This window comes from Actinomycetospora sp. NBC_00405 (genome assembly GCF_036044095.1).
GTDB classification, from domain to species: Bacteria; Actinomycetota; Actinomycetes; order Mycobacteriales; family Pseudonocardiaceae; genus Actinomycetospora; species Actinomycetospora callitridis.
Map to the genome: position 1 here is coordinate 317,869 of NZ_CP107938.1, position 20,855 is coordinate 338,723.

The window sequence follows — 20,855 nt, forward strand, 5'->3', positions numbered from 1 at the left end:
GCCCGCCCACGGGTCCGGCCCTGCGGCGACGCCTACTGTGGGGATCGTGGAGCGCACCGGGCGTGACGGACCGCCGCGGGCACTCGTGGTCGGCGCCGGCGTCGCGGGGCTCGCCGCCGCGGCCTCGCTGGACCGTGCCGGCTGGAGCGTCGACGTCTGCGAGCGCGCCCCCGCCCGGCGCACCGGCGGGTACTTCGTGCGCCTCGCGCCCGAGGGCCTCGCCGCGGCCGGCCGCCTCGGGGTCTCCGGCGCGCTGCGCACCCGGCTGCCCGCCGACGGGATCATCACCGGGGTCGACGGCCGCGGGCGCACCGTGTCCCGGGTCGAGGCGTCGCTGGCCGACGACCCGCGCGCGCTCGCGCTCGTGCGGGGCGACCTCGAGGCCGCGCTCTGGGCGGCGCGCCCCGACGACGTCACGGTCCGGTTCGCCACCGCCCCCCGCAGGCTCGACCCGCGCCGCGACACCGTCGACGTGGTGCTCGACGGCCCCGACGGCTCCACGCGCGAGCGCTTCGACCTCGTCGTCGGCGCCGACGGGGTGCGCTCGGCGGTCCGCGGGATGGTCTTCGGCCCCGACGAGCACTTCCGCCACGAGTTCGACCAGGTCGTGATCTCCGCGATCCTGCCGCGGCTGCCCGGCGAGCTGCGCGAGGGCGACTACGTCGTGCCCGCGGAGGTCGGTCGCACCGCGCACCTCATGGCCGTCGCGGAGCACGACCCCGTCGTCTTCTTCACCTTCCGCGCGGACCTGCTCGGGGCCGACGGCGCCGACGCGGCGTCCCGCGCGGCCCGCGACCCGGTGGGCGCGCTGCGCCGGGTCTACGGCGACTTCGCGGGGCTCATGCCCGAGATCCTCGACGGCGTCGAGGAGGCCGGCACCACCCACGTCGACACCGTCGCCCAGATCCGCATCGGGTCGTGGCGGCGCGGTCGCGTCGTGCTCGTCGGCGACGCCGCGTGGTGCCCGACGCTCTACTCCGGCCAGGGCTCGGCGCTCGCGCTCGTGGGCGGCGAGACGCTGGGGACCCACCTCACCGCGCACCCCGACGACCCCGAGGCCGGGCTCGCGCAGTGGGAGCAGGCCCACCGGCCCGCGGCGCTCGCGGCGGGCAGCGCGGCCCGGCGGTCACGCCACTTCTTCCTCCCCGGCAACCGCCTCGTGGCCGGGGTGCGCCGCGGAGCGCTGCGCGTCGCGTCGTGGCCGCCGGCCGGCCGGGTGCTGCACGCCCTGGCGTCGCGGGCCGCGGGACCCGGCGGCCCGGGTGGTTCAGGCGCCGACGCCGGGATCGGCGCGCCGGTCTGCGGGGGACGCGCACCCGATCGGGGCGACGTTCACCCGGGCGCCACGTCCGGGACGCGTGCGATGGGGCCTCCTGCACTGGGTCGCCCGTAAGCTGGTCGCCGCCGGTGTCGGCGCTGGGCCGAGCGTGTGCCCCGGCGGAGACGTCGCGAGGCCCTCGACACCACGGGCGCCGACCCGCTCGCTCCCCTTCGACGAGAGGACGTCAGCCACTCTCATGGCTTCTCTCCCCGCGCCCCGTCCGTCCCGCGGCCTGCTCGCCCGCGTGGTCGACCCGTTCGGGATCGCCGGCGGCGTGCTCGACCGCGTCGACCCGTTCCGCCACCGCGGCCGCCGCGTGTGGCGTGGAGCCGGTCGCCTGCAGATCGGTGTGCCCGCCGTCGTACGCGAGTCGGGGGAGGAGCTGGCGCGCGCGGTCGAGAAGGCGCTCGCGGCGCACCCGCAGGTGGCGTGGGCGGCCGTGAACGCCGCGCTCGGTGCGGTCGTCGTCGGCCTCGTCGACGAGGGTGAGGGCCCCGTCGGTCTGCCCGACGACGAGACCGTCGACGACCTGATCGACCTCGTCGAGATCCTCGAGGAGCGCGAGGGCGGGGACGCGGTCGCCGCCGCGTCCGCGCCCCTGATGAACGCCGCGCAGCAGGCGTTCACGATCCTGGCCGCCGACATCGCCGGCCTGGGCGTCGCCGCCCTCGGCAGCATCCTGCGGCGCACCCCGCTGCCCACCGAGCTCGCCTCCGCGGCCACCTTCGTGGACCACCAGCCCCGCCTGCGCGAGGCCGTCGAGCGCGCGGTGGGACAGGAGCGCGCGAACGTCCTGCTCGCGCTGTCCAACGCCGCCGCGCAGGCCCTCGGCCAGGGCCACGCCGGCCTGCTCGTCGACGCCGCCTACCGGGCGATGCAGGTCGCCGAGGCCCGCGCCCGCCAGCAGACCTGGACCGAGGCCGAGCCGCGGCTGCTCTCCGGCCCCGAGTGCGCGGCGGCCCGCGCCGACGACGCCCTCGCCGAGCCCCGCCCCGTCGCGCTGCCCCTCGGCCCGGTCGAGCGCCACGGCGACGTGGTCGGCGCCGCGGCCCTCGCCGGGTTCGCGGGGGCGTCCGCGGTCACGACCTCCCTGCGCAAGGGCGCCGGCGTCGCGCTGTCGACGCTGCCGAAGGCCGGGCGTCTCGGCCGCGAGGGCTTCGCCACCACGTTCGGCCGGGTGCTCGCCCGCCGCGGTGCCGTCGTGGTCGAGCCGAGCGCGCTGCGCCGCATGGACCGCCTCGACACCGTCGTCCTCGACGCCGAGGCCCTGACCACCGGCGTGCTCATGCTCGGCGACCTGCTCGCCCTGCCCGGCGCCGACGGCACCGCCGACGCCCTCGACGAGCTCGTGCCGCGCGTGCACGAGCTGTTCGACCCCGAGGACGCCACCGCGCCGCGCCGACTGACCGCGGACGGCGAGTACTGGCTGCTCACCGGCCTCGACGACATCCCCGGCGGCGACGACCCGCGGGCGGTCGAGGCGGGCGAGGCCCTGCTCGCCGACGGCGCCACCCACGTCCTGGGCCTGCGCCGCGACGACCGGCTCACCGCCGTCGTCGGCGTGCTGCCCGAGCCGGCGTCCGCCGCCGAGGCGCTCGCCGCCGCCGCGCGCCGCGCCGGGCTGACCCTCGTGCTCGGCGACAGCGAGGGCACCGGACCCGGCATCGCCGACCGCGCGGTGCCGGGGGGCGAGGCCCTCCGGAACTCCGTGCGCGCGCTGCAGGCCGCCGGGTCGGGCGTCCTCGTCGTCTCCCGCGACCGCCAGGCCCTCGCCGCTGCCGACCTCGGCATCGGCGTCTCGCGCGCCGACGGCGTCGCCCCCTGGGGTGCCCACGTGCTCGTCGGCGAGGACCTCGGCACTGCCGCGCTGCTCATCGAGGGTGTCAAGGTCGCGCGCGGCGTGTCCTCGCGCTCGGTGAACCTCGCCCGCGCCGGCACGGTGCTCGGCACGATCATGGCGACGGCCGGCACCGCCCCGCGCGGCCCGGGGCTCGCGGGGCTCGCCGTCAACGGCGCCGCCGCGGTCTCGCTCGGCAACGGTGCCTGGTCGGCGACGGAGCTGGGACGCCGCGTCGTCGTCCCCGGCGTCAGCCGGACGCCCTGGCACGTCATGCCCACGAGCACCGTGCTCGCCCGCCTCGACGTCACCGAGGGCGGCCTCACCTCCGCCGAGGCGCACCGCCGTCAGCGCGACGACCCCGCCGCGGCCGAGACCGAGACCTCGCTGGGCCGCGCGTTCCTCGACGAGCTCAACAACCCGCTCACCCCGGTGCTCGCCGGCGGCGCGGTGCTCTCGGCGGCCATCGGCGCCGTCGTCGACGCCGCGATCGTCGTCGGCGTCACCGCGTTCTCCGCGCTGATAGGCGGCGTGCAGCGCGTCGCCACCGACCGCGCCGTGGCCGGGCTGCTCGAGCGGTCGTCGATCCGCGCCCGGGTGGTGCGCGACGGCACCGCGGGCGGCGTCGGCGCCGACGAGGTCGTCGTCGGCGACATCATCGATCTCGGGCCCGACGACGTCGTGCCCGCCGACTGCCGCGTGCTCGCGTCCGACGGGCTCGAGATCGACGAGTCGTCGCTGACGGGCGAGTCCCTGCCGGTGCCGAAGTCGCCCCTGCCGGTGATCGCGCGCACCGTGGCTGACCGTCGCTCGATGCTCTACGAGGGCTCGACCGTCGCCACCGGGCGCGGGCGCGCGGTCGTCGTCGCCACCGGGTCGAGCACCGAGGTCGGCCGCTCCACCGCCGCGGCGAGGGCGGCCGCCCCGGTCGCCGGCGTGGACGAGCGTCTCGCCGGCCTCACCAGCGTCACCACCCCGCTGGCAATCGCGTCGGCCGGTGCCGTGGTCCTCGCGGGCGCGGTGCGCGGTCTGCCGTTCCAGCAGAACCTGCACTCCGGGGTCGGGCTGGCCGTCGCCAGCGTCCCCGAGGGCCTCCCGTTCGTCGTCTCGGCGGCCCAGCTCGCGTCGGCCCGGCGCCTCTCGGCCGAGGGTGCCCTGGTGCGCAACCCCAAGACGATCGAGGCCGTCGGGCGCACCGACGTGCTGTGCTTCGACAAGACCGGCACGCTCACCGAGGGACGCCTCGCGCTCTCGGCGATCTCCGACGGCGTCAAGTTGCGGCCCACCGACCGTCTGCGCAAGCGCCAGCGCCGCGTGCTCGCGGCCGCGCTGCGCGCCACCCCGCGCCCGGCGCCGGGGGAGCGCCTCGCGCACCTCACCGACCGCGCGGTGGTCTCCGGCGGCCAGCAGTTCGACGTCGACCCGGCCCACAAGCGGCCGGGCTGGTGGCCGGTGGCCTCCCTCGACTTCGACCCGTCCCGCGGGTACCACGCGACGCTCGGCGAGGTCGACGACCCGCAGGAGGACGGGGGCCCGTTCCGGCTGATCTCGGTCAAGGGTGCGCCCGAGGTGGTCATCGCCCGCGCCACCAGCTGGGCGGGCACCCCGCTGGACGACGAGGCCCGCCAGCGCCTCCTCGAGCACACCGAGCTGCTCGCGGGGCAGGGCATGCGCGTGCTCGCGGTGGCGGAGCGGGTGCTCACCGCCGAGCAGCACGCGGCCCTGCACGGTGCCGACGGCGCCGACGACCGCACGCTCGACGACGCCGACGTCGCCGACCTCGAGTTCACCGGGTTCGTCGGCTTCACCGACCCGGTGCGCGCCGGCTCGCAGGCCACCGTGCGCGACCTGCGCGACGCCGGGGTCCAGGTCGTCATGATCACCGGGGACCACCCGAGCACCGCCGAGGCCGTCGCCGAGGAGCTCGACGTCCTCAACGGCGGCGTCGTCGTCACCGGCACCGAGCTCGACGCCCTCGACGACGACGCGCTCGACGAGCTCATCCCGCGCGTCCGCGTCATCGCGCGCGGCACGCCGTCGCACAAGGTGCGCGCGGTGCAGGCGTTCCAGCGCCTCGGGCGCACGGTGGCGATGACGGGCGACGGCGCCAACGACGCGCCGGCCATCCGGCTCGCCGACGTGGGCATCGCGCTGGGTCGCCGGGGCACGCCCGCCGCCCGCGCCGCGGCGGACCTCGTCATCACCGACGACCGGCTGGAGACGATCCTCGCGGCGCTGGTCGAGGGCCGGGCGATGTGGGCGTCGGTGCGCGAGGCGCTCGGCGTGCTCGTCGGCGGCAACCTCGGCGAGATCGCGTTCACGGTGCTCGGCGCGAGCACCACGGGCACGTCGCCGCTGAACGCCCGCCAGCTGCTGCTGGTCAACCTGCTCACCGACCTGGTGCCCTCGCTGGCGCTCGCGGTGCGCGCGCCCGAGCCCGGGTCGGCGGCCGCGCTGCTGGCCGAGGGGCCGGACGCGTCGCTGGGCGAGGCCCTCAACCGCGAGATCGGGCTGCGGGCCATGGCGACCGCGGGCGGCGCGAGCCTCGCGTGGCTGGCGGCGCAGACCACCCCGTACGGCAGCCCGGCCCGCTCGCGCACCGTGGCGCTCACGGCGCTCGTCGGCACCCAGCTCGGGCAGACCGTCGTCGCCGGCGGCGGTCGCAGCCCCATGGTGATCGGCGCCGGCGTCGTCTCCGCGGGCGCGCTGTTCGCGGTGGTGCAGACCCCGGGTGTCAGCCAGTTCTTCGGCTGCACGCCGCTCGGCCCGATCGCCTGGGCGCAGGCCGCCGGATCGGCCACCGTCGCCACCGCGGCCTCGGTGGTGGGACCGGAGCTGGTGCGCCGGTACGGTCCGGTCATCGTGCCGGAGGGATCGCCGCAGGAGGCGTGGCTCGCCCGCCTCGAGGAGGTCCGCGACGAGGCCACCCGGCGGTACGTCGAGCTGCAGGACCGTGCGGCGGCTGCGCTGAACGGGTGAAACCAACCTCGGCCGCCGGCGCGTTTGTGCAGGTCGCGGCCTGGGAAACACACGGCTTGAAGAAGCCGTCAGACAGGAGTTGAGACCGTCATGGCCGACCGGTACGTCGTTCCCACCGAGGACGGCTGGCAGGTGCAGAAGAAGGGTGCCCAGCGAGCCAGCGCCAAGGCGGCCACGCAGGCCGAGGCCGTCGATCGCGCCACCGAGATCGTGTCGAAGGACGGCGGCGGCAAGGTCGTCGTGCACGGCACGGACGGCAAGGTGCGCGACACCCACAATGTCGCCTCCGGCGAGGACAACACCACCGCCGAGGCCGCCAAGGCCACCACCAAGGCCAACGCCGAGGGCGCGCGCGCCAAGGCCGAGTCCGCCTCGGACAAGGCCTCCAGCAGCGCCAAGAAGGTCGGTGCGGACGCCAAGGCGACCGCGCAGAAGGACGCCGATCGCGTCCAGGCCTCGGGCAAGAAGGCCGCGGCGCAGGCCGAGGCCGGCGCGGCCGGTGTCGCCGACCAGGCCAAGAAGGCCGCGGACGGCGACAAGTCGGTGTCCGCCGCCGCCAAGGACGCGGCGACCGTCGCGCAGGTCACCGGCGACCAGGTCGCCACCACGACCTCGCGCGCCGGCGAGCGCGTCGCGAAGGACGCCACCCGGGTCGCGCAGCACGCCGGCTCGGAGGCCAAGGTCCGCGCCGACGAGGCGGGCGAGAAGGTGGCGCAGGCCGGCGATCGCGCCGACTCCGTCTCCTCGGGCATCGCCTCGGAGCTCGACGGGGCCGGCGACGCCGCCGCGGCGCGCGTCGGACGGGCGAGCGAGGCCGCGGCCCAGCAGGTGGACCGCAACGTCCGCCAGGCCGCGGACCAGGTGCGCGACAACGCGCCGGGCTACAACCCGGTGCGCATCGTCGGCAACGCCGCCGCGATCGCCGTCAAGACCGGTTTCAGCGTCGCAGGCGCCGTGATCTCCACCGGGGGTCAGGTGCTGCAGTTCGCGGCCCGCAAGGTCACCGGGCGCTGACGAGCGACCCGCACACGACGAAGGGCCCGTCCCCCTCGGGGGACGGGCCCTTCGTGCGTGTGGTGTGCCCGCCTCAGGCGGCGCGGGCGGAGTTGCCGATCCGGGCACCGCGACGCATCGCACGGCGCTCGTCCTCGGAGGTGCCGCCCCAGACGCCGGCCTCCTGGCCGGTGTCCATCGCCCACTGGAGGCAGCCCCGCTGCAGGGGGCATCCGCCGCACACGGCCTTCGCCTCGGCCAGCTGGGCCGAGCCGGGACCGTGGGCGGTCAGGGGGAAGAAGAGTTCGGGGTCGTGGTCGCGGCAAGCCGCGAGCTCCCAGTCCATGATCCTGCTCATCCAATCTCGCTCGTGGTGGTCGAAGCTGTCGGTCGGTCTGTCCGCGCCGGGGCGGCCAGGCGCCGCGGGCCGTTGTCGGGCGCGTGCGCACCCGGCGACGGACCCTGCGGCACGGTCGTGCGCCGGGCGTCGGTACGTATCCGGAGGTCCTGCGTGACGGTCCTCGACGGCGACCCGCGTGGGAACGACGTCTCCGGGACCGGAGCACTCGATGTACTCGGTATGACGCCGGGGTCCCCGTATCGGTTCCCTCGACCCGCGACGTGTGTCGTCGCGGAACGGGTCCCCGGGCGTGTGGGGGCACCGCGTCAGCCGAACACCATGATCTAGCCGTACAGCGCGTCGGGCAAACGCATTGGATCCACACCACCCTGTCGCAGTCGTGTGTTGCTGGTCACAGGTCCTGCTCACGCTGCGCCGACGGAGGTCGGGCGATCGGGTGTCAGGGCCCCCACCGGGCACGATCGGCTGCGGTCCGGGCCCGGACGGGTCACACTGGCCGCGTCGCCGCCACGATCGGGCGACGCACGATCGTGGGGACGGGTCCCGGGTCTGAGGAGGACGTCATGCGCGCACGGCGCACGGCGCGCGACACCGTCATCTGGATCGCGGCCACGGCGGGCATCGTCGCCCTGGTGCTCGGGGCGTCGATCATCGGCGCGGTGCTGCTCGCGTTCGCGCTGTGGCAGCTGGTGCTCGTGGCGCGTCGCGGCGGCGGCCTGTTCGTCGACCAGCGCCGCGCCGACCGCCCGGGCAAGCCCACCGTCAGCTGACCCGACCCGGGGGTGCCCCCGGGGTGCGCGCGCGGAGATCATGGCTCCATGCGCTGCGCGGTGATCGGGGGCACGGGCTACGTCGGGGTCCGGTTGGTGTCCCGGCTGCTCCACGGCGGCCACGAGGTCGCCGCCCTGGTCCGCAGCCCGCACAAGCTCGCCGCGACGGGATGGGCCGACCGCGTGGACGTCGTCCCCGGCGACCTCGCCGACCCGTCCGCGATCGCCGCCCTCGTCGCCGGCGCCGACGTGGTGGTGTACCTCGCGCATGCCCTCGACCAGCCCGACTTCCCCGAGAGGGACCGCGACGCGGCCCGGGCGGTGGACGCCGCGGCGGCGGACGCGGGCGTGCGGCGCGTCGTCTACCTGGGCGGGCTGCGGCCGTCGGGCCCGTCGTCGCGGCACCTCACGTCGCGCGCGGAGGTGGCCGACGTGTTCCTCGCCGGCCCGGTCCCGACCGCCGCGCTCGAGGCGTCGATCGTGGTCGGCTCGGGCTCGGCGAGCTTCGAGATGATCCGCTACCTCGCCGAGCGCGTGCCCGTGCTGCCGGCCGTGCCGTGGCTGGCGCACCGCACCCAGCCGATCGCGATCGCCGACGTCCTGCACTACCTCGTCGGCGCCCTCGACCTGCCGCCCGAGGTGAACCGCCGCTTCGACGTCGGCGGGCCCGACGTCCTGAGCTACCTCGAGCTCATCCGCCGCTACCTGCGCCTCGCCGGGCTGCCCCAGAGCGCCGCGGTCCCGCTCCCCGTGCCGGTGCCGCCCGGGGCGCCCGCGCTGGCCGGCTGGGTGGTCGAGGCGCTGACCCCGCTCTCGCGGCAGCTCGTCACCCCGCTGATCGAGTCGCTGTCCCAGGAGCTCGTGTGCGCCGAGGAGGACGTGCTCGCGGTGGTCGGGCCGCCGCCCGGCGGGCGCACGACCTACGACGCCGCGGTGCGGGCGGCCCTGGGGCGCCCGCGCGACGGCGACCTCGCCGGGCCCGTCCCCGTCGACGACCCGGCGCTCGCGGGCCCGACCGACCCGGAGGGCTCCGGGGGGGCGGTGTACCGCTGGAGCACCACCGAGCCGTGCGCGGCGGACGCCGACGCCCTGTGGGCGGTCGTGGACGGGATCGGGGGAGACGCCGGCTGGTACGTCCCGCTCGGCGCCTGGACGGTGCGCGGCTGGACCGACCAGCTGCTCGGGGGCGTCGGGGGCTACCGGGGACGACCGCACGGACGCCCGCTGCGGACCGGCGACGTCGTCGACGGCTGGTGCGTCGCGGCCGTCGAGCCGGGCTCCTCGCTGCTCCTGCGCTCGGAGCTGCGCCAGCCCGGGCGGATGTGGCTCGAGCTCGCCGTCGACCCCGACGTCTCCGGTCGCGGGTCGCACCTGCGTTTGGCGGTGCGCTTCGCGGCCTCGGGCCTGCCCGGCGTGCTCTACGGCCGCGCGGTCCAGGCGGGCGCCCCCGCGATCTTCGGCGCCATGGCCCGGGGCATCACCGCACGTGCGTGATCTTCTCAGTGATAGCTGAGAAGATCACGCACGAGGGGTCAGGGCAGGAAACGCTCGCGGGCGTCGCGGACGACGGCGGCGAGGTCGCCGTCGGCGCGCCGGGCCGCGGCGCGCTGGCGCTCGGAGCCCGTGCCGTCGGCGAGCAGGCGGGCGCAGCCGTCGGCGGCCCGATCGGCGTCGCCGGCGTCGGTCAGGGCGTCCGCCACGTGCTCGCGCAGCGCGTCGAGCACCGTGCCCGCGGCGGCGGTGCGGCCCTCCCGCGGGTCGACGAGGGCGTCGGTCAGGCCCCAGCGCGCGGCACGCCAGTGCGCCAGGCGCAACGCCTCGACGGGCGCGCTCGGCACCGGCGTGCCGCGACGGTGGTCGCGCGCGGCGGTGGCGACGAGTCCCCGGGCGAGGACGGCCACGAGCACCGCGTCCTCGACCTCGAGCGCCACGTCGGTCACCCGCACCTCGACGGTGCCGAGCTCGCGGGAGAGCCGGGCGTCGAAGTAGACCATCGCGTCGTCGAGCACCGTGTCGGTCGCGAGCATCGCCGCGACGGCCTCGTCGTAGGCCGCGAGCGAGCCGAACACCCGCGTCGGGCCCGCCGACGGCCACCGCGACCAGACGACCGAGCGGTAGCTGGCGTAGTCGGTGTCCCGGCCCCGCCAGCAGGGCGAGTTCGCCGCGAGCGCGCGCAGCACCGGCAGCCAGGGACCGATCCGGTCGAGGACGCCGACGCCCTCCTCCGGCGAGGCGACCTCGACGTGCACGTGCTGCCCGCTCGTGAGCTGCGACGTGGCGATCGCGCCGAAGCGCTGGGCGATGCGCCCGTAGCGGCCCTCCTGGTTCGGCCCCGACCCGCCGCCGTCCTCGGCCGCCAGCGGCGAGGTCGCGAGAGCGGCCACGTCGACGCCTCGCGCCGCGGCGGCCTCGCGGGCCTCGATCCGCCGACGGTGCAGGTCCGCGGCGAGGTCGTCGGTCTTGGTGTGGGGCGCGGTCGCGGTCTCGACCTGCTCGGTGCGCATCTCGCCGTCGAGCGATCCGTCGGCCGCGTCGCGCACCGCGCCCGCCCATCCCCGCGGCGCGCCGCTCGCGGGGTCGACCAGCAGCAGTTCCTCCTCGGCCCCGAACGGGGGCACCTCGCTCATGCTGCGAGCTTCCCACCTGCCCGGCGCGCGAACCGTCGGCGGCCTACCGTGATCGTGTGGGTGGTGACGGCGACGGCTGGGTGGTCTGCGACGGCGGGCACCGGCACTGGGGCCGGTTCGGGGCCGCGGGGCTGCTGCTGCGTCACGCCGGGCACCGCGGGCACGCCGACTGCGTGCTGCTCGCGCACCGGGTGTGGTGGAGCCATCACGGCGGCACGTGGGGCATCCCCGGCGGCGCGCGCGACAGCGGCGAGACGGCGCGGGACGCGGCGCTGCGGGAGGCCGTCGAGGAGACCGGCATCGACCCGGCGCGCGTGCGGCTGACCGGCGACACCGTCGACGACCACGGCGGATGGTCCTACGTCACCGTCCACGCCCGGCTGGAGACCGACGTCCCGCCGGCGCTCGAGCCCACCGACGGCGAGGCCACCGAGCTGCGCTGGACACCCGTCGAGCAGGTGTCGGACCTGCCACTGCACCCGGGATTCGCGCAGTTCTGGGCGGGTCCGGACGCGCTGGAACCCCTACCGTGAACCCATGGCGACCGCTCCTCCCGACCCCAGCGACTTCCTCGGTGTCGACGCCGACCTGAGCGCCGAGGAACGCGACATCCGCGACGCGGTGCGCGACTACGCCGCCGCGGAGCTCAGCCCCCGCATCGCCGAGTGGTACGAGTCGAACACCCTGCCCCGCGACATCGCCAAGGGCCTGGGCTCGCTGGGCCTGCTCGGCATGCACCTCGAGGGCTACGGCTGCGCGGGCACGAACGCCACCTCCTACGGGCTGGCCTGCCGCGAGCTCGAGGCCGTCGACTCGGGGCTGCGCAGCTTCGTCAGCGTGCAGGGGTCGCTCGCGATGTACGCGATCCACCGCTGGGGCTCCGAGGATCACAAGCAGCGGTGGCTGCCGTCGATGGCCACGGGCGACGCGCTGGGCTGCTTCGGGCTCACCGAGGCCGACGCCGGCTCCGACCCGGGCTCGATGCGCACGCGCGCCCGGCGGGACGGCGACGACTGGGTGCTCGACGGGTCCAAGATGTGGATCACCAACGGCACCCTCGCGGACGTCGCGGTGGTGTGGGCGCAGACCGACCCGGATGCCGGCAGCAAGGGCATCCGCGGCTTCGTCGTGCCCACCGACACCCCCGGCTTCACCGCCAACGAGGTCAAGCACAAGCTCTCGCTGCGGGCGTCGCTGACCGCCGAGCTCGTCCTCGAGGGCGTGCGGCTGCCCGCCGACGCGGTGTTCCCCGACGTCGCGGGGCTCAAGGGCCCGCTCTCGTGCCTCAACGAGGCGCGCTACGGGATCCTCTGGGGCGCCGTGGGCGCGGCGCGGGCCTGCTACGAGTCGGCGCGGGCCTACTCGATCGACCGCGAGCAGTTCGGGCAGCCGATCGCCGGGTTCCAGCTGACGCAGCGCAAGCTCGCCGACATGGTGGTGGCGGTGAACCAGGCCGGCCTCACGGCGTCGCGCATCGGGCGGCTCAAGGACGCCGAGCAGCTGCACCCCGCGCAGGTCAGCTTCGGGAAGATGGCCAACGTCCGGGCCGCGCTCGACGTCGCCCGCACGGCGCGCACCGTGCTCGGCGGCAACGGGATCACGCTCGAGTACCCCGTGTTCCGCCACATGACCAACCTCGAGACCGTCCTGACCTACGAGGGCACCGAGGAGATGCACGCCCTGTCGATCGGGCAGGCCGTGACGGGCATCGCGGCCTTCCGCTGACCGGCTCTAGCGCGGGGGCGCGCACTCCACCCGGTTGCGGCCCCCGTGCTTGGCGGCGTAGAGCGCGGCGTCGGCGCTGACCATGAGGCCGTCGAGGTCGCGGGAGGCCTGCGGGAACGAGGCGGTGCCGATCGAGGCCGTCATGCCCCGCACCGTCCCGCCGCCGAGGGTCGGGGCCACGACGACCTCGCACTCGGCGATGCTGCGCCGCAGGCGCTCGGCGGTGCGCACGACCTGCTCGGGGTTCGCCTCGGCGAGCAGCACGATGAACTCCTCGCCCCCGAAGCGCCCGACGGCGTCGTAGGGGCGGACCTCGGCCCGCAGGGTGTCGGCGACGGCGCGCAGGACCGCGTCGCCCACGAGGTGACCGTGCCGGTCGTTGATCGCCTTGAACGCGTCGATGTCGACCATGATCACGCCGAGCTCGCCGCCCCGGCGGCGGAGACGGGCGAGCTCGCGGTCGGCCTGGTCACGCCACGCCGTGGCGTTGGCGAGGCCCGTCTTGGGGTCGGTGCGGGCGGCACGCGCGAACTGCTGGATCAGGAAGCCGCGGTGCATGCCCATGACGGGGATGAGCAGCACCGGCAGCAGCCACGGCGTCGTCACGGCCACGACGGCCAGGGCGGCGCCGAGGGCGAGCGCGCCGATGCCGATGAGCGTGTCGGTGGGGGAGCCGAGCCGCTTCCACCAGGGCGTCCCGGGCGCGCTGAGACAGATCATGAAGACGACGAGCCCGTGGTTGACCACCCAGCGGGTGACGCCCGCCGCCACGAGGACGAGGAGCCCGAGCGGGCCGGCGACCTTCACCAGGACCCCGCCGGGCACGAGTTCGAGGACCCGCCACGCCGCGACGGAGGCGATGAGCACGGTGGCGGCGGAGTACGTCCACCGGTGGGGCACCGGGCGCTGGCTGACCCGGAGCCACCAGTACGCGAACGTGACGACGACCAGGGCCAGGGCCAGGCCGATGGGGAGCAGGAGCAGCCCGGCGAAGCTCCAGACGGATTTCAGCTCGATGTAGGGCTGGCCGTCGGCGACGACCTCGCGCCGTCGCTCGATCCCGCGGGCGGTCTCGACGTGGATGACGAGGCCGAGCACCAGGAGCGCGAGCGCCCGCCAGTCGGCAGGCCCGATCGGCTCCGTCCCGGCGACGCCGAGGGACAGGCCCACCGCGACGAGGTCGACGAGCAGGACGGCGACGACGACCCGGCGCGGCGCCTGCCACAGGCTCCAGCGGCGCGGGTCGAGGCGGCGGGGGTCGAACCGGCGGAGGGCGGACCGGCCGGCCTCCGTGGCTGCCGTGCCGGCCGTGATGTCGGACACGTCGACGTCGGGACCGTCCACCGGGCCGTCGGCGGTCGCGCGGGCCGGTCGGACCGGCTGCACCCCGTCGCTCTCCCCGGTCTGGATGGCCCCCTCCGTCACAGGACGTACCGAACGTTCGGGCTGCGCTGCTCCGGACGCGGGAGAGAGCGCGGACCCGGGGTCGCCAGGACCCCTCACAGGTTCACGCGCCGTCACGATGAGTGACCTCCTCCGAGCCGACGAAGCGCCGCAGGGGCGGTCTCCGCGTGCGGAACACGGTACCGACGGACTGTGGATCTCGTCATCTCGCATCACCCGTTGGGCAGTAATCACTCCGATGGTTGACGCCCAGTCGCCGTCTGGTCACGCACAGCACCCTTGACGAGCATCGAGGGGCGGATGCGCCGCGACGCACCGCTGGATGTGACAGTCCGGTCGCTCTCCGTCAGCGCGGAGAGCGGTCGGTGGTCGCACCGACGTCGCGGCTCGGCCCACCACACAGCGTGTGCGATGGGCCACGTCCGTGGCGGCGGGCCCGACCCGTCCGACCGACCCCCAGAGATCCGAAGGGAACCCCCGTGGCCGACTCGAACTGGCACCGCGACTCCAACTGGCACTTCGCCGACTCGAACTGGCACCGGGACTCGAACTGGCACTTCGCGGACTCCAACTGGCACTTCGCCGACTCCAACTGGCACCGGGACTCGAACTGGCACTAGGTCCGGACCCCGGGAGTCGTGTTACTGGCTGGTATCGCTCGCGATGCGAGCGATACCGGCCAGTGATCACGCCCGGGCCCGATCACGACCCGCGGGCGCGGTTCCAGGCGACGGCGCACAGGAGCGCCACGACGGCGCCGAGCGCTCCGGCGAGGGCCACGGCCGTCGCCGGCCCGGTCCGCTCGGCGAGCAGGCCCGCGACGAGCACCCCCACGCCCTGCGTGACGCGCAGGGCCGTCACCGCGAGCCCGAAGGCCTGGCCGCGGTGCGCGTCGGGCACGGCGGCGACGAAGGCGGCGTTCGCCGGCACCTGGTAGGCGCACGCCAGCCCCGAGACCACCCACAGCGCGATCACCCCGCCCAGCGGCGGATCGAGCGCGGAGGCGACGAGCGGGACGCACGAGAGCACCGCGAGCGGCCCGAGCAGCCGGTCGCGCCGCGCCGGCGGGACGAGGCGGGCGAGCAGGACGATGCCCAGCGCCGCCCCGAGCGGGTTCGCGGCGAGCAGCAGGCCCACGGTCACCGGCCCGCCGCCCAGCGACGCCGCGTACGGCGCGGCCAGGCCCTCCACCGTCACGACGAACGCCGACACGCAGGCGAGCGCGACCAGGGAGCGCAGACGCCGGTCGCCCACGACGATCCGGGCGCCGTCGCGCAGGCGGATGCCGGCGTCGTCGGGGACCCCGCCCGTGGCCCGCTGCTCCGCCACCCCGATCTGCAGGATCAGCGCCGAGACGACGAACGTCGCGGCGTCGGCGAGCAGGGCGACCGGCACCCCGACGAGGGCCACCAGCGGCCCGCCGAGCGCGAAGCCGAGGACCTGCCCGCTCTGGTACGTCGTGCCGGACACCGCGGAGGCGACGACGTAGCGCTCCCCGGTGAGCACGTGCGGGAGGATCGCCGCCCGCGCCGCGGCGAACGGCGCGGCGATCAGCTGGCCCGCGACGACCAGCCCGCACAGCGCCGCGAACGGCATCCCGGGCACGGCCATGAGGGCGAGCACCCCGGCGCGCAGGAGGTCGCTCACGACCATCGTCAGCCGGCGCGGGGCGCGGTCGGCGATGCCGGAGAGCAGGGGACCGGCGACGAGGTCGGGCAGGAAGGTCAGGGCGTAGGTCAACGCGGTGAGCCCCGCCGACCCCGTCTCGGTGAACACGAGGACGGCGAGGGCGACGCGGGCGACCTGGTCGCCGAGGACCGAGAGCAGCTGGGCCGCCCAGAGGGCTCGGAACTGGGCGTCGGCGAAGACGTCCCCGAACCGCGCACCGCCCGTGTGCGGACCGTGATCGTCGGTCACGGTACGACGACTCTACGGACAGGGAGGCCGACACGCCCGAGATCCCGGGGGCACTGGCGCCACACCCGTCCCACGGTGCACACTGCAGCGCTGGGTGATCCAGAGGACCGAAAGTCCGGACGAGGACGTTGGGGAAGGCGCTTCTCGTCGAGCCGGAGGTCAGCAGTGAGCACCCGTGGCGTTGTCTACGTCCACTCGTCGCCGTCTGCGGTCGGACCGCACGTCGAGTGGGCGCTCTCGAGCGTCCTCGACGCTCGGGTCGTGCTGAACTGGTCCGCGCAGGACGCGGCACCAGGGACGGTGCGTGCCGAGTGCACGTGGGTGGGTCCCACGGGCACCGCGGCCCGTTTGGCGACCGCTCTGCGCGCCTGGGGGATGGTGCGCTTCGAGATCACCGAGGACCCCTCCCCGGGCACCGACGGCGAGCGCTTCAGCCACGTCCCCGGCCTGGGCCTGTGGCACGGCCGCACGAGCGCCAACGGCGACATCGTCCTCGGTGAGGACCAGGTCCGGACCGCTCTCGCCGGCGCCGGGACCCGCGAGGCGCTGACCCGTCGCCTCGACGACCTGCTCGGCACCCGGTGGGACGCCGCGCTCGAGGAGTTCCGCTACGCCGGCGACGGCGCCGCGTCCGCCCGCCTGCACCAGGTCGGCTAGTCCTGGCCTCCCCACCTACCGTCGGGAGCGTGTCGGGGGGTACTGGCAGGGTGGGAGCCATGCTCGGTCGGTTGCGGGACGGCGCCCTCGCCGACCGCCTGCGTCCCGGCCTCGTCGTGCCCGTCGTGCTGGCCCTCGCGCTGGTGGTGATCGTCGTGGCCGGGGCCGTGCTCGGCGCCCGCGCCGCCAGCGTCGCCCGGGCCGCGGTGGGCGACACCGGGCCGGTGCTCGTGGGCGCGGAGCTGCCGGCCGACGGATCCGCGGGCCCGCCGACCGTGGTGCTGTCCGCGTCGGCGGCCGCGCACCCGCAGTCGGGCGCGGTCCGCGACCTCCTCCAGCGCTGGACCGACGCCCGCAACAGCGGCGACCTGTCCGCCTACCGGGCGACGCTCGTGCCGGACGCCCGCGTGGACGCGACCACCTTCGCGGCGGCCGCGCGCACCCAGCGCGTGGGGTCGGTCGTGGTGCGCCGCATCGACCCCGTGGCCGGGGGCGAGCTGGTCGTGCCGCTGGGGTACGTCACCACCCAGGACCCGGCCGACGCGCCTGCGGACGTGCGGGTGCCGCGGCTGTGCTGGCAGGTCGGGGCCGTCGTCGAGACCGACGGGGGCGAGCCCCGTCTCGTCGACCCCCGACCCGGCAGCCAGTTGCGGACGCCCTGTTAGTGATCGCGCCGAATGGTGCGACCCGCCCCGCTCCTGCGTCGCGGGGCGCGCCGACCGCGGCGCGGGGCTAAGAGCTAGGCGGGCGTGATCGCCAGGCACACGTTGTGCCCGCCGAAGCCGAACGAGTCGCTGATCGCGGCGTCGAGCGACACCTTGCGCGCCTCGCCCGCCACGACGTCGAGGGTGACGTCGGGGTCGAGCTCCTCGAGGTTCGCGGTGGGCGGCACGAGGCCCTCGCGCACCGACAGGATCGTCGTGATCGCCTCGACGGCGCCGGCGGCGCCGAGCAGGTGACCCAGCGAGCCCTTGGGCGCGGTGAGCACGGGGTGCTCGCCGATCGCCTTCTTGACGGCGACGGTCTCGGCCACGTCGCCCACCGAGGTGGCGGTGGCGTGGCAGTTCACGTGGCCCACGTCGGACGGGTCGAGACCCGCGGTCCGCAGCGCCGCCGCGATGGCGCGCGACTGGCCCGTTCCCTCGGGGTCCGGCGCGGTGATGTGGTACGCGTCGGCGCTGGTGCCGATGCCGGCGATGCGCCCGTGCACCGTGGCCCCACGGGCCTGCGCGAACTCCTCGCGCTCGAGCACGACGATGCCGGAGCCCTCGCCGAGCACGAAGCCGTTGCGGCCGGTGTCGAACGGGCGCGAGGCACGCTCGGGCTCGTCGTTGCGCATCGCCATGGTGCGGGCCTGGCTGAAGCCGGCGAGCGTGATCGGGTGGATGCACGCCTCGGTGCCCCCGGCTACGACCACGTCGACCTCGTCGGCCTGCAGCATCCGCCAGCCCCAGGCGATGGCCTCGGCGCCCGAGGCGCACGCGGACACGGGTGCGTGGACGCCCGCCGCGGCGCCGAGCTCCAGGCCGACGTGCGCGGCCGGGCCGTTCGGCATGAGCATCGGGATGGTCAGCACGGACACCTTGCGCAGGCCCTGCTGCTCGAGGATGTCGTCCTGGCCGAGCAGGGTCAGCGCACCGCCGATGCCGGTGCCGATGATGACGGCGAGCCGCAGCCCGTCGACCTTCGGCGAGCCGTCCTCGGCGGACGGGTAGTCGCCGAGGTCCGCGTGCGCCCAGGCCTCGCGGGCCGCGACGATCGCGGTCTGCTCGCTGCGGTCGAGGCGCCGGGCCTCGACACGCTTGATGGTCTCGGTCGGCTCCGTCGCGAGCTGCGCGGCGATCTTCACCGGCAGCTCGAACGTGTCGACCCACTCCGCGTCGATGGTGGAGACGCCGCTGCGACCGGCCAGGAGGCCGTCCCACGTGGTCGCCACGTCGCCGCCGAGCGGGGTCGTCGCTCCCATGCCGGTGACGACGACCCCCTGGCCGGTGGCGCTCACGAGTGCGAGGAGATGTAGTCGACGGCGTCCTGCACCGTGGTCAGCTTGGCGAGCTCGTCGTCGGGGATCTTGACGCCGAACTTGTCCTCGGCCTGCACGGCGATCTCCACCATGGAGAGCGAGTCGATGTCGAGGTCGTCGACGAACGACTTCTCGGAGGTGACCTCCGCGGCGTCGACGCCCGCGACCTCCTCCACGATGCTCGCGAGGTCGGGCAGGATCTCTTCGTTGGTCGCCACTGGCTCCCTTTCTCGTGCTTCTCTTCGTTCGGTGCGCGCCGTGCGGTGCGCACCGTAGGACGTTTCAGGGCAGGACGACGACCTGCCCCGCGTACGACAGGCCGGCGCCGAAGCCGATGAGCAGCGCCACGTCGCCGGACCGCGCGCGCCCGGCGCCGCGCATGTGGTCGATGGCCATCGGGATCGACGCCGACGACGTGTTGCCGGAGTACTGGATGTCGTCGGCGACGCGCAGGTCGTCGCGGGCCCCGGCCTGGCGCAGGCGCTTCGCGATCGCCTCGACGATGCGCAGGTTGGCCTGGTGGGGGACGAGCACGTCGATGTCGGCGGGGGTCAGGCCTGCGGCCTCGACGGCGCGCAGCGCGACCGGCGCGATCTTGGTGGTGGCCCAGCGGAAGACCGCCTGGCCCTCCTGGCGCAGCGCGTCGGTCTCGTCGATGTGGATCGTGGAGACGAGGTCGCCCGCCGCGCCCCAGATGACCGGGCCGACGCCGACCTCGTCCTCGGAGGTCGCCGGTCCGATCACCGCGGCGCCCGCCCCGTCGGCGAAGATGATGCAGGTCGAGCGGTCGTCCATGTCCAGCCAGTCGGAGAGCTTCTCCGAGCCGATCACCAGCACGTGGCGCGCGGTGCCCGAGCGGATCATGTCGCCGGCCATGCCGACGCCGTAGCAGAAGCCGGCGCAGGCGGTGTTGACGTCGAACGCCCCGATGCCGTTGACCCCGATGCGGTCGGCGGTCTGCGCCGCGGCGTTCGGGATCGGCTTGGACATCGTGCAGGTGGCGACGATGACGGCGTCGAGGTCGGTGGGGGAGACGCCGGCGTCGGCCAGCGCCTTCGATCCGGCGTCGACGCCCATCGACACCACCGAGTCCTCCGCGGTGCCGAAGCGCCGCTCGATGATCCCGACGCGGCTCTGGATCCACGCGTCGTTGGTCTCGACCCGCTTCTCGAGGTCGTGGTTCGTGACCACGGTGTCGGGCTGCATGCTGCCGAGCCCGAGGATGCGGGCCCCGGCGACGGGTGGCGTCAGCTGGATCTTCACGCGTGCTCCCCGATCGTCTGCGCGGCCTTCTCCAGGTCGTCCGGTGTGTTCACGTTGACGACGGCGGTCCCCTTGATCGCGCGCTTGACCATCCCGGTGAGCGTGCCCGCGGGCGTCAGCTCGATGACCGCGTCGACGCCCCGGGCGGCGAGGGTGTCCATGCAGGAGTCCCAGCGCACCGAGCGCGTCACCTGGGCCACGAGGCGGTCGAGGAACTCGCCGCCGTCGGTGACCACCGCGCCGTCGGCGTTCTGCACCAGCGGGTGCGAAGGGTCGGCCGGGGCGAGCTCGTCACGGTGCTCGCCGACCCAGGTGCCCAGCGCCTTCTCGGCGGGCTCCATGAACCGTGTGTGGAACGCGCCGGCCACGGATAGCGCGCGGACCCGGGCGCCCTCGGGTGGGTTCTCGACGAGCGCGTCGATGGCGTCCTTGCGGCCGGCGGCGACCACCTGGCCGGACCCGTTGCGGTTGGCCGGCTCGAGGTCGAGCTCGGCGAGACGGGCGAGCACGGCGTCGGCGTCACCGCCGAGGACGGCGGCCATCGACGTCGGCTCCTCGGCGCACGCGGCGGCCATCTCCCGCCCGCGCACGGCCGCGAGGGCGACGGCCTGCTCGGCGTCGATCACCTCGGCGATCGCCGCGGCGGCGAGCTCGCCCACCGAGTGCCCGACCACCACCGCGTCGTCGGGGACGGTCACCTCGAGCCGGAGCTGGTCCCACGCGAGCAGCGCGGACGCGACGAGCAGCGGCTGCGTCACGGCGGTGTCCTCGATGGCGGCGGCGTCGGCCTCGACACCGAGGTGCACGAGGTCGAGCCCGGCCGCGTCGGAGAACGCCTGGAGCCGTCCACGCGCCTCGGGGCGGTCGAGCCACGGGGCGAGCATGCCGGGCTTCTGGGCGCCCTGACCGGGGGCGAGGATCGCGATCACGTGGCCACCTCATCACGACCCCACGTCGGGCCGAAGGCGTCGGGGCGAC

At 75.6% G+C, this 20,855-nt stretch carries 18 protein-coding genes; 10 read left to right on the top strand and 8 right to left on the bottom strand.

The window, feature by feature from the left end; all coding sequences use genetic code 11:
* Nucleotides 1-46: 46 nt before the first annotated feature.
* The 3 genes from OG774_RS01565 to OG774_RS01575 all read left to right on the top strand — a co-directional run bounded on the left by OG774_RS01565 (nt 47) and on the right by OG774_RS01575 (nt 7,151).
* On the top strand, nt 47-1,393 hold the full coding sequence (locus tag OG774_RS01565; RefSeq protein ID WP_328306191.1) for an FAD-dependent monooxygenase: 1,347 nt from the start codon (nt 47-49) through the stop codon (nt 1,391-1,393).
* Nucleotides 1,394-1,517: 124 nt separating this feature from the next.
* Nucleotides 1,518-6,137 (top strand): cation-translocating P-type ATPase, encoded by a 4,620-nt coding sequence (locus OG774_RS01570; RefSeq protein WP_328306192.1) that lies wholly within the window; start codon nt 1,518-1,520, stop codon nt 6,135-6,137.
* Between the two features lie 90 nt (nt 6,138-6,227).
* Nucleotides 6,228-7,151 carry a DUF2188 domain-containing protein gene (locus tag OG774_RS01575; RefSeq protein ID WP_328306193.1) on the top strand — a complete coding sequence of 308 codons (924 nt, stop codon included), beginning with the start codon at nt 6,228-6,230 and terminating at the stop codon, nt 7,149-7,151.
* Nucleotides 7,152-7,224: 73 nt separating this feature from the next.
* On the opposite strand, the gene OG774_RS01580 is transcribed toward OG774_RS01575, so the two are convergent.
* On the bottom strand, nt 7,225-7,476 hold the full coding sequence (locus OG774_RS01580; RefSeq protein ID WP_328310719.1) for a WhiB family transcriptional regulator: 252 nt from the start codon (nt 7,474-7,476) through the stop codon (nt 7,225-7,227).
* A gap of 578 nt (nt 7,477-8,054) precedes the next feature.
* Here OG774_RS01580 and OG774_RS01585 point away from each other — a divergent pair.
* Entirely contained in the window at nt 8,055-8,261 is a 207-nt protein-coding gene (locus tag OG774_RS01585; RefSeq protein WP_274187913.1) for a hypothetical protein, read from the top strand.
* Nucleotides 8,262-8,309: 48 nt separating this feature from the next.
* Complete coding sequence (locus tag OG774_RS01590) at nt 8,310-9,755, top strand: DUF2867 domain-containing protein (protein ID WP_328306194.1); 1,446 nt, start codon at nt 8,310-8,312, stop codon at nt 9,753-9,755.
* Between the two features lie 38 nt (nt 9,756-9,793).
* Here the strand turns inward: OG774_RS01590 and OG774_RS01595 are convergent, their stop codons facing one another.
* Nucleotides 9,794-10,888, bottom strand: a complete 1,095-nt coding sequence (locus tag OG774_RS01595; protein WP_328306195.1) for a carboxylate-amine ligase — start codon at nt 10,886-10,888, stop codon at nt 9,794-9,796.
* A 56-nt stretch (nt 10,889-10,944) separates the two neighbouring features.
* Between OG774_RS01595 and OG774_RS01600 the strand changes: the two genes are divergently transcribed.
* Together OG774_RS01600 and OG774_RS01605 are read left to right on the top strand one after the other, a co-directional pair.
* On the top strand, nt 10,945-11,421 hold the full coding sequence (locus OG774_RS01600) for an NUDIX hydrolase (protein WP_328306196.1): 477 nt from the start codon (nt 10,945-10,947) through the stop codon (nt 11,419-11,421).
* Between the two features lie 4 nt (nt 11,422-11,425).
* Nucleotides 11,426-12,613, top strand: coding sequence for an acyl-CoA dehydrogenase family protein (locus OG774_RS01605; protein ID WP_328306197.1), 1,188 nt, complete (start codon nt 11,426-11,428; stop codon nt 12,611-12,613).
* A 6-nt stretch (nt 12,614-12,619) separates the two neighbouring features.
* Here OG774_RS01605 and OG774_RS01610 read toward each other — a convergent pair whose 3' ends face one another.
* A complete protein-coding gene (locus tag OG774_RS01610; protein ID WP_328306198.1) occupies nt 12,620-14,038 on the bottom strand; it encodes a sensor domain-containing diguanylate cyclase in 1,419 nt (472 codons plus the stop codon).
* 458 nt (nt 14,039-14,496) lie between these two features.
* On the opposite strand from OG774_RS01610, the gene OG774_RS01615 reads away from it, so the two are divergent.
* Entirely contained in the window at nt 14,497-14,637 is a 141-nt protein-coding gene (locus OG774_RS01615; RefSeq protein WP_274187919.1) for a hypothetical protein, read from the top strand.
* A gap of 82 nt (nt 14,638-14,719) precedes the next feature.
* Here OG774_RS01615 and OG774_RS01620 read toward each other — a convergent pair whose 3' ends face one another.
* On the bottom strand, nt 14,720-15,934 hold the full coding sequence (locus OG774_RS01620) for an MFS transporter (RefSeq protein WP_328306199.1): 1,215 nt from the start codon (nt 15,932-15,934) through the stop codon (nt 14,720-14,722).
* Nucleotides 15,935-16,099: 165 nt separating this feature from the next.
* Between OG774_RS01620 and OG774_RS01625 the strand changes: the two genes are divergently transcribed.
* A complete protein-coding gene (locus tag OG774_RS01625) occupies nt 16,100-16,591 on the top strand; it encodes a DUF3145 domain-containing protein (RefSeq protein WP_274195536.1) in 492 nt (163 codons plus the stop codon).
* Between the two features lie 59 nt (nt 16,592-16,650).
* The gene (locus OG774_RS01630) at nt 16,651-17,256 is read left to right on the top strand and encodes a hypothetical protein (RefSeq protein WP_328306200.1); all 606 of its coding nucleotides are present in this window, start codon (nt 16,651-16,653) and stop codon (nt 17,254-17,256) included.
* Nucleotides 17,257-17,330: 74 nt separating this feature from the next.
* Here OG774_RS01630 and OG774_RS01635 read toward each other — a convergent pair whose 3' ends face one another.
* The 4 genes from OG774_RS01635 to OG774_RS01650 form a co-directional block, all read right to left on the bottom strand.
* On the bottom strand, nt 17,331-18,593 hold the full coding sequence (locus tag OG774_RS01635) for a beta-ketoacyl-[acyl-carrier-protein] synthase family protein (RefSeq protein WP_328306201.1): 1,263 nt from the start codon (nt 18,591-18,593) through the stop codon (nt 17,331-17,333).
* Nucleotides 18,590-18,832 (bottom strand): acyl carrier protein, encoded by a 243-nt coding sequence (locus tag OG774_RS01640; protein ID WP_274187924.1) that lies wholly within the window; start codon nt 18,830-18,832, stop codon nt 18,590-18,592. Before OG774_RS01640 ends, OG774_RS01635 begins: the two co-directional genes overlap by 4 nt.
* Nucleotides 18,833-18,896: 64 nt before the next feature.
* Nucleotides 18,897-19,877, bottom strand: coding sequence for a beta-ketoacyl-ACP synthase III (locus tag OG774_RS01645; RefSeq protein WP_328306202.1), 981 nt, complete (start codon nt 19,875-19,877; stop codon nt 18,897-18,899).
* On the bottom strand, nt 19,874-20,806 hold the full coding sequence (locus OG774_RS01650) for an ACP S-malonyltransferase (protein ID WP_328306203.1): 933 nt from the start codon (nt 20,804-20,806) through the stop codon (nt 19,874-19,876). The genes OG774_RS01645 and OG774_RS01650 overlap by 4 nt, the downstream gene beginning before the upstream one ends.
* Between the last annotated feature and the right edge of the window lie 49 nt (nt 20,807-20,855).

Excerpts from the sequence above, each read along its gene's own strand:
- OG774_RS01575 (WP_328306193.1), top strand. The coding sequence starts at position 6,228 with ATGGCCGACCGGTACGTCGTTCCCACCGAGGACGGCTGGCAGGTGCAG.
- OG774_RS01580 (WP_328310719.1), bottom strand. The coding sequence starts at position 7,476 with ATGGACTGGGAGCTCGCGGCTTGCCGCGACCACGACCCCGAACTCTTC.
- OG774_RS01570 (WP_328306192.1), top strand. The coding sequence starts at position 1,518 with ATGGCTTCTCTCCCCGCGCCCCGTCCGTCCCGCGGCCTGCTCGCCCGC.
- OG774_RS01595 (WP_328306195.1), bottom strand. The coding sequence starts at position 10,888 with ATGAGCGAGGTGCCCCCGTTCGGGGCCGAGGAGGAACTGCTGCTGGTC.
- OG774_RS01585 (WP_274187913.1), top strand. The coding sequence starts at position 8,055 with ATGCGCGCACGGCGCACGGCGCGCGACACCGTCATCTGGATCGCGGCC.
- OG774_RS01605 (WP_328306197.1), top strand. The coding sequence starts at position 11,426 with ATGGCGACCGCTCCTCCCGACCCCAGCGACTTCCTCGGTGTCGACGCC.
- OG774_RS01590 (WP_328306194.1), top strand. The coding sequence starts at position 8,310 with ATGCGCTGCGCGGTGATCGGGGGCACGGGCTACGTCGGGGTCCGGTTG.
- OG774_RS01630 (WP_328306200.1), top strand. The coding sequence starts at position 16,651 with ATGCTCGGTCGGTTGCGGGACGGCGCCCTCGCCGACCGCCTGCGTCCC.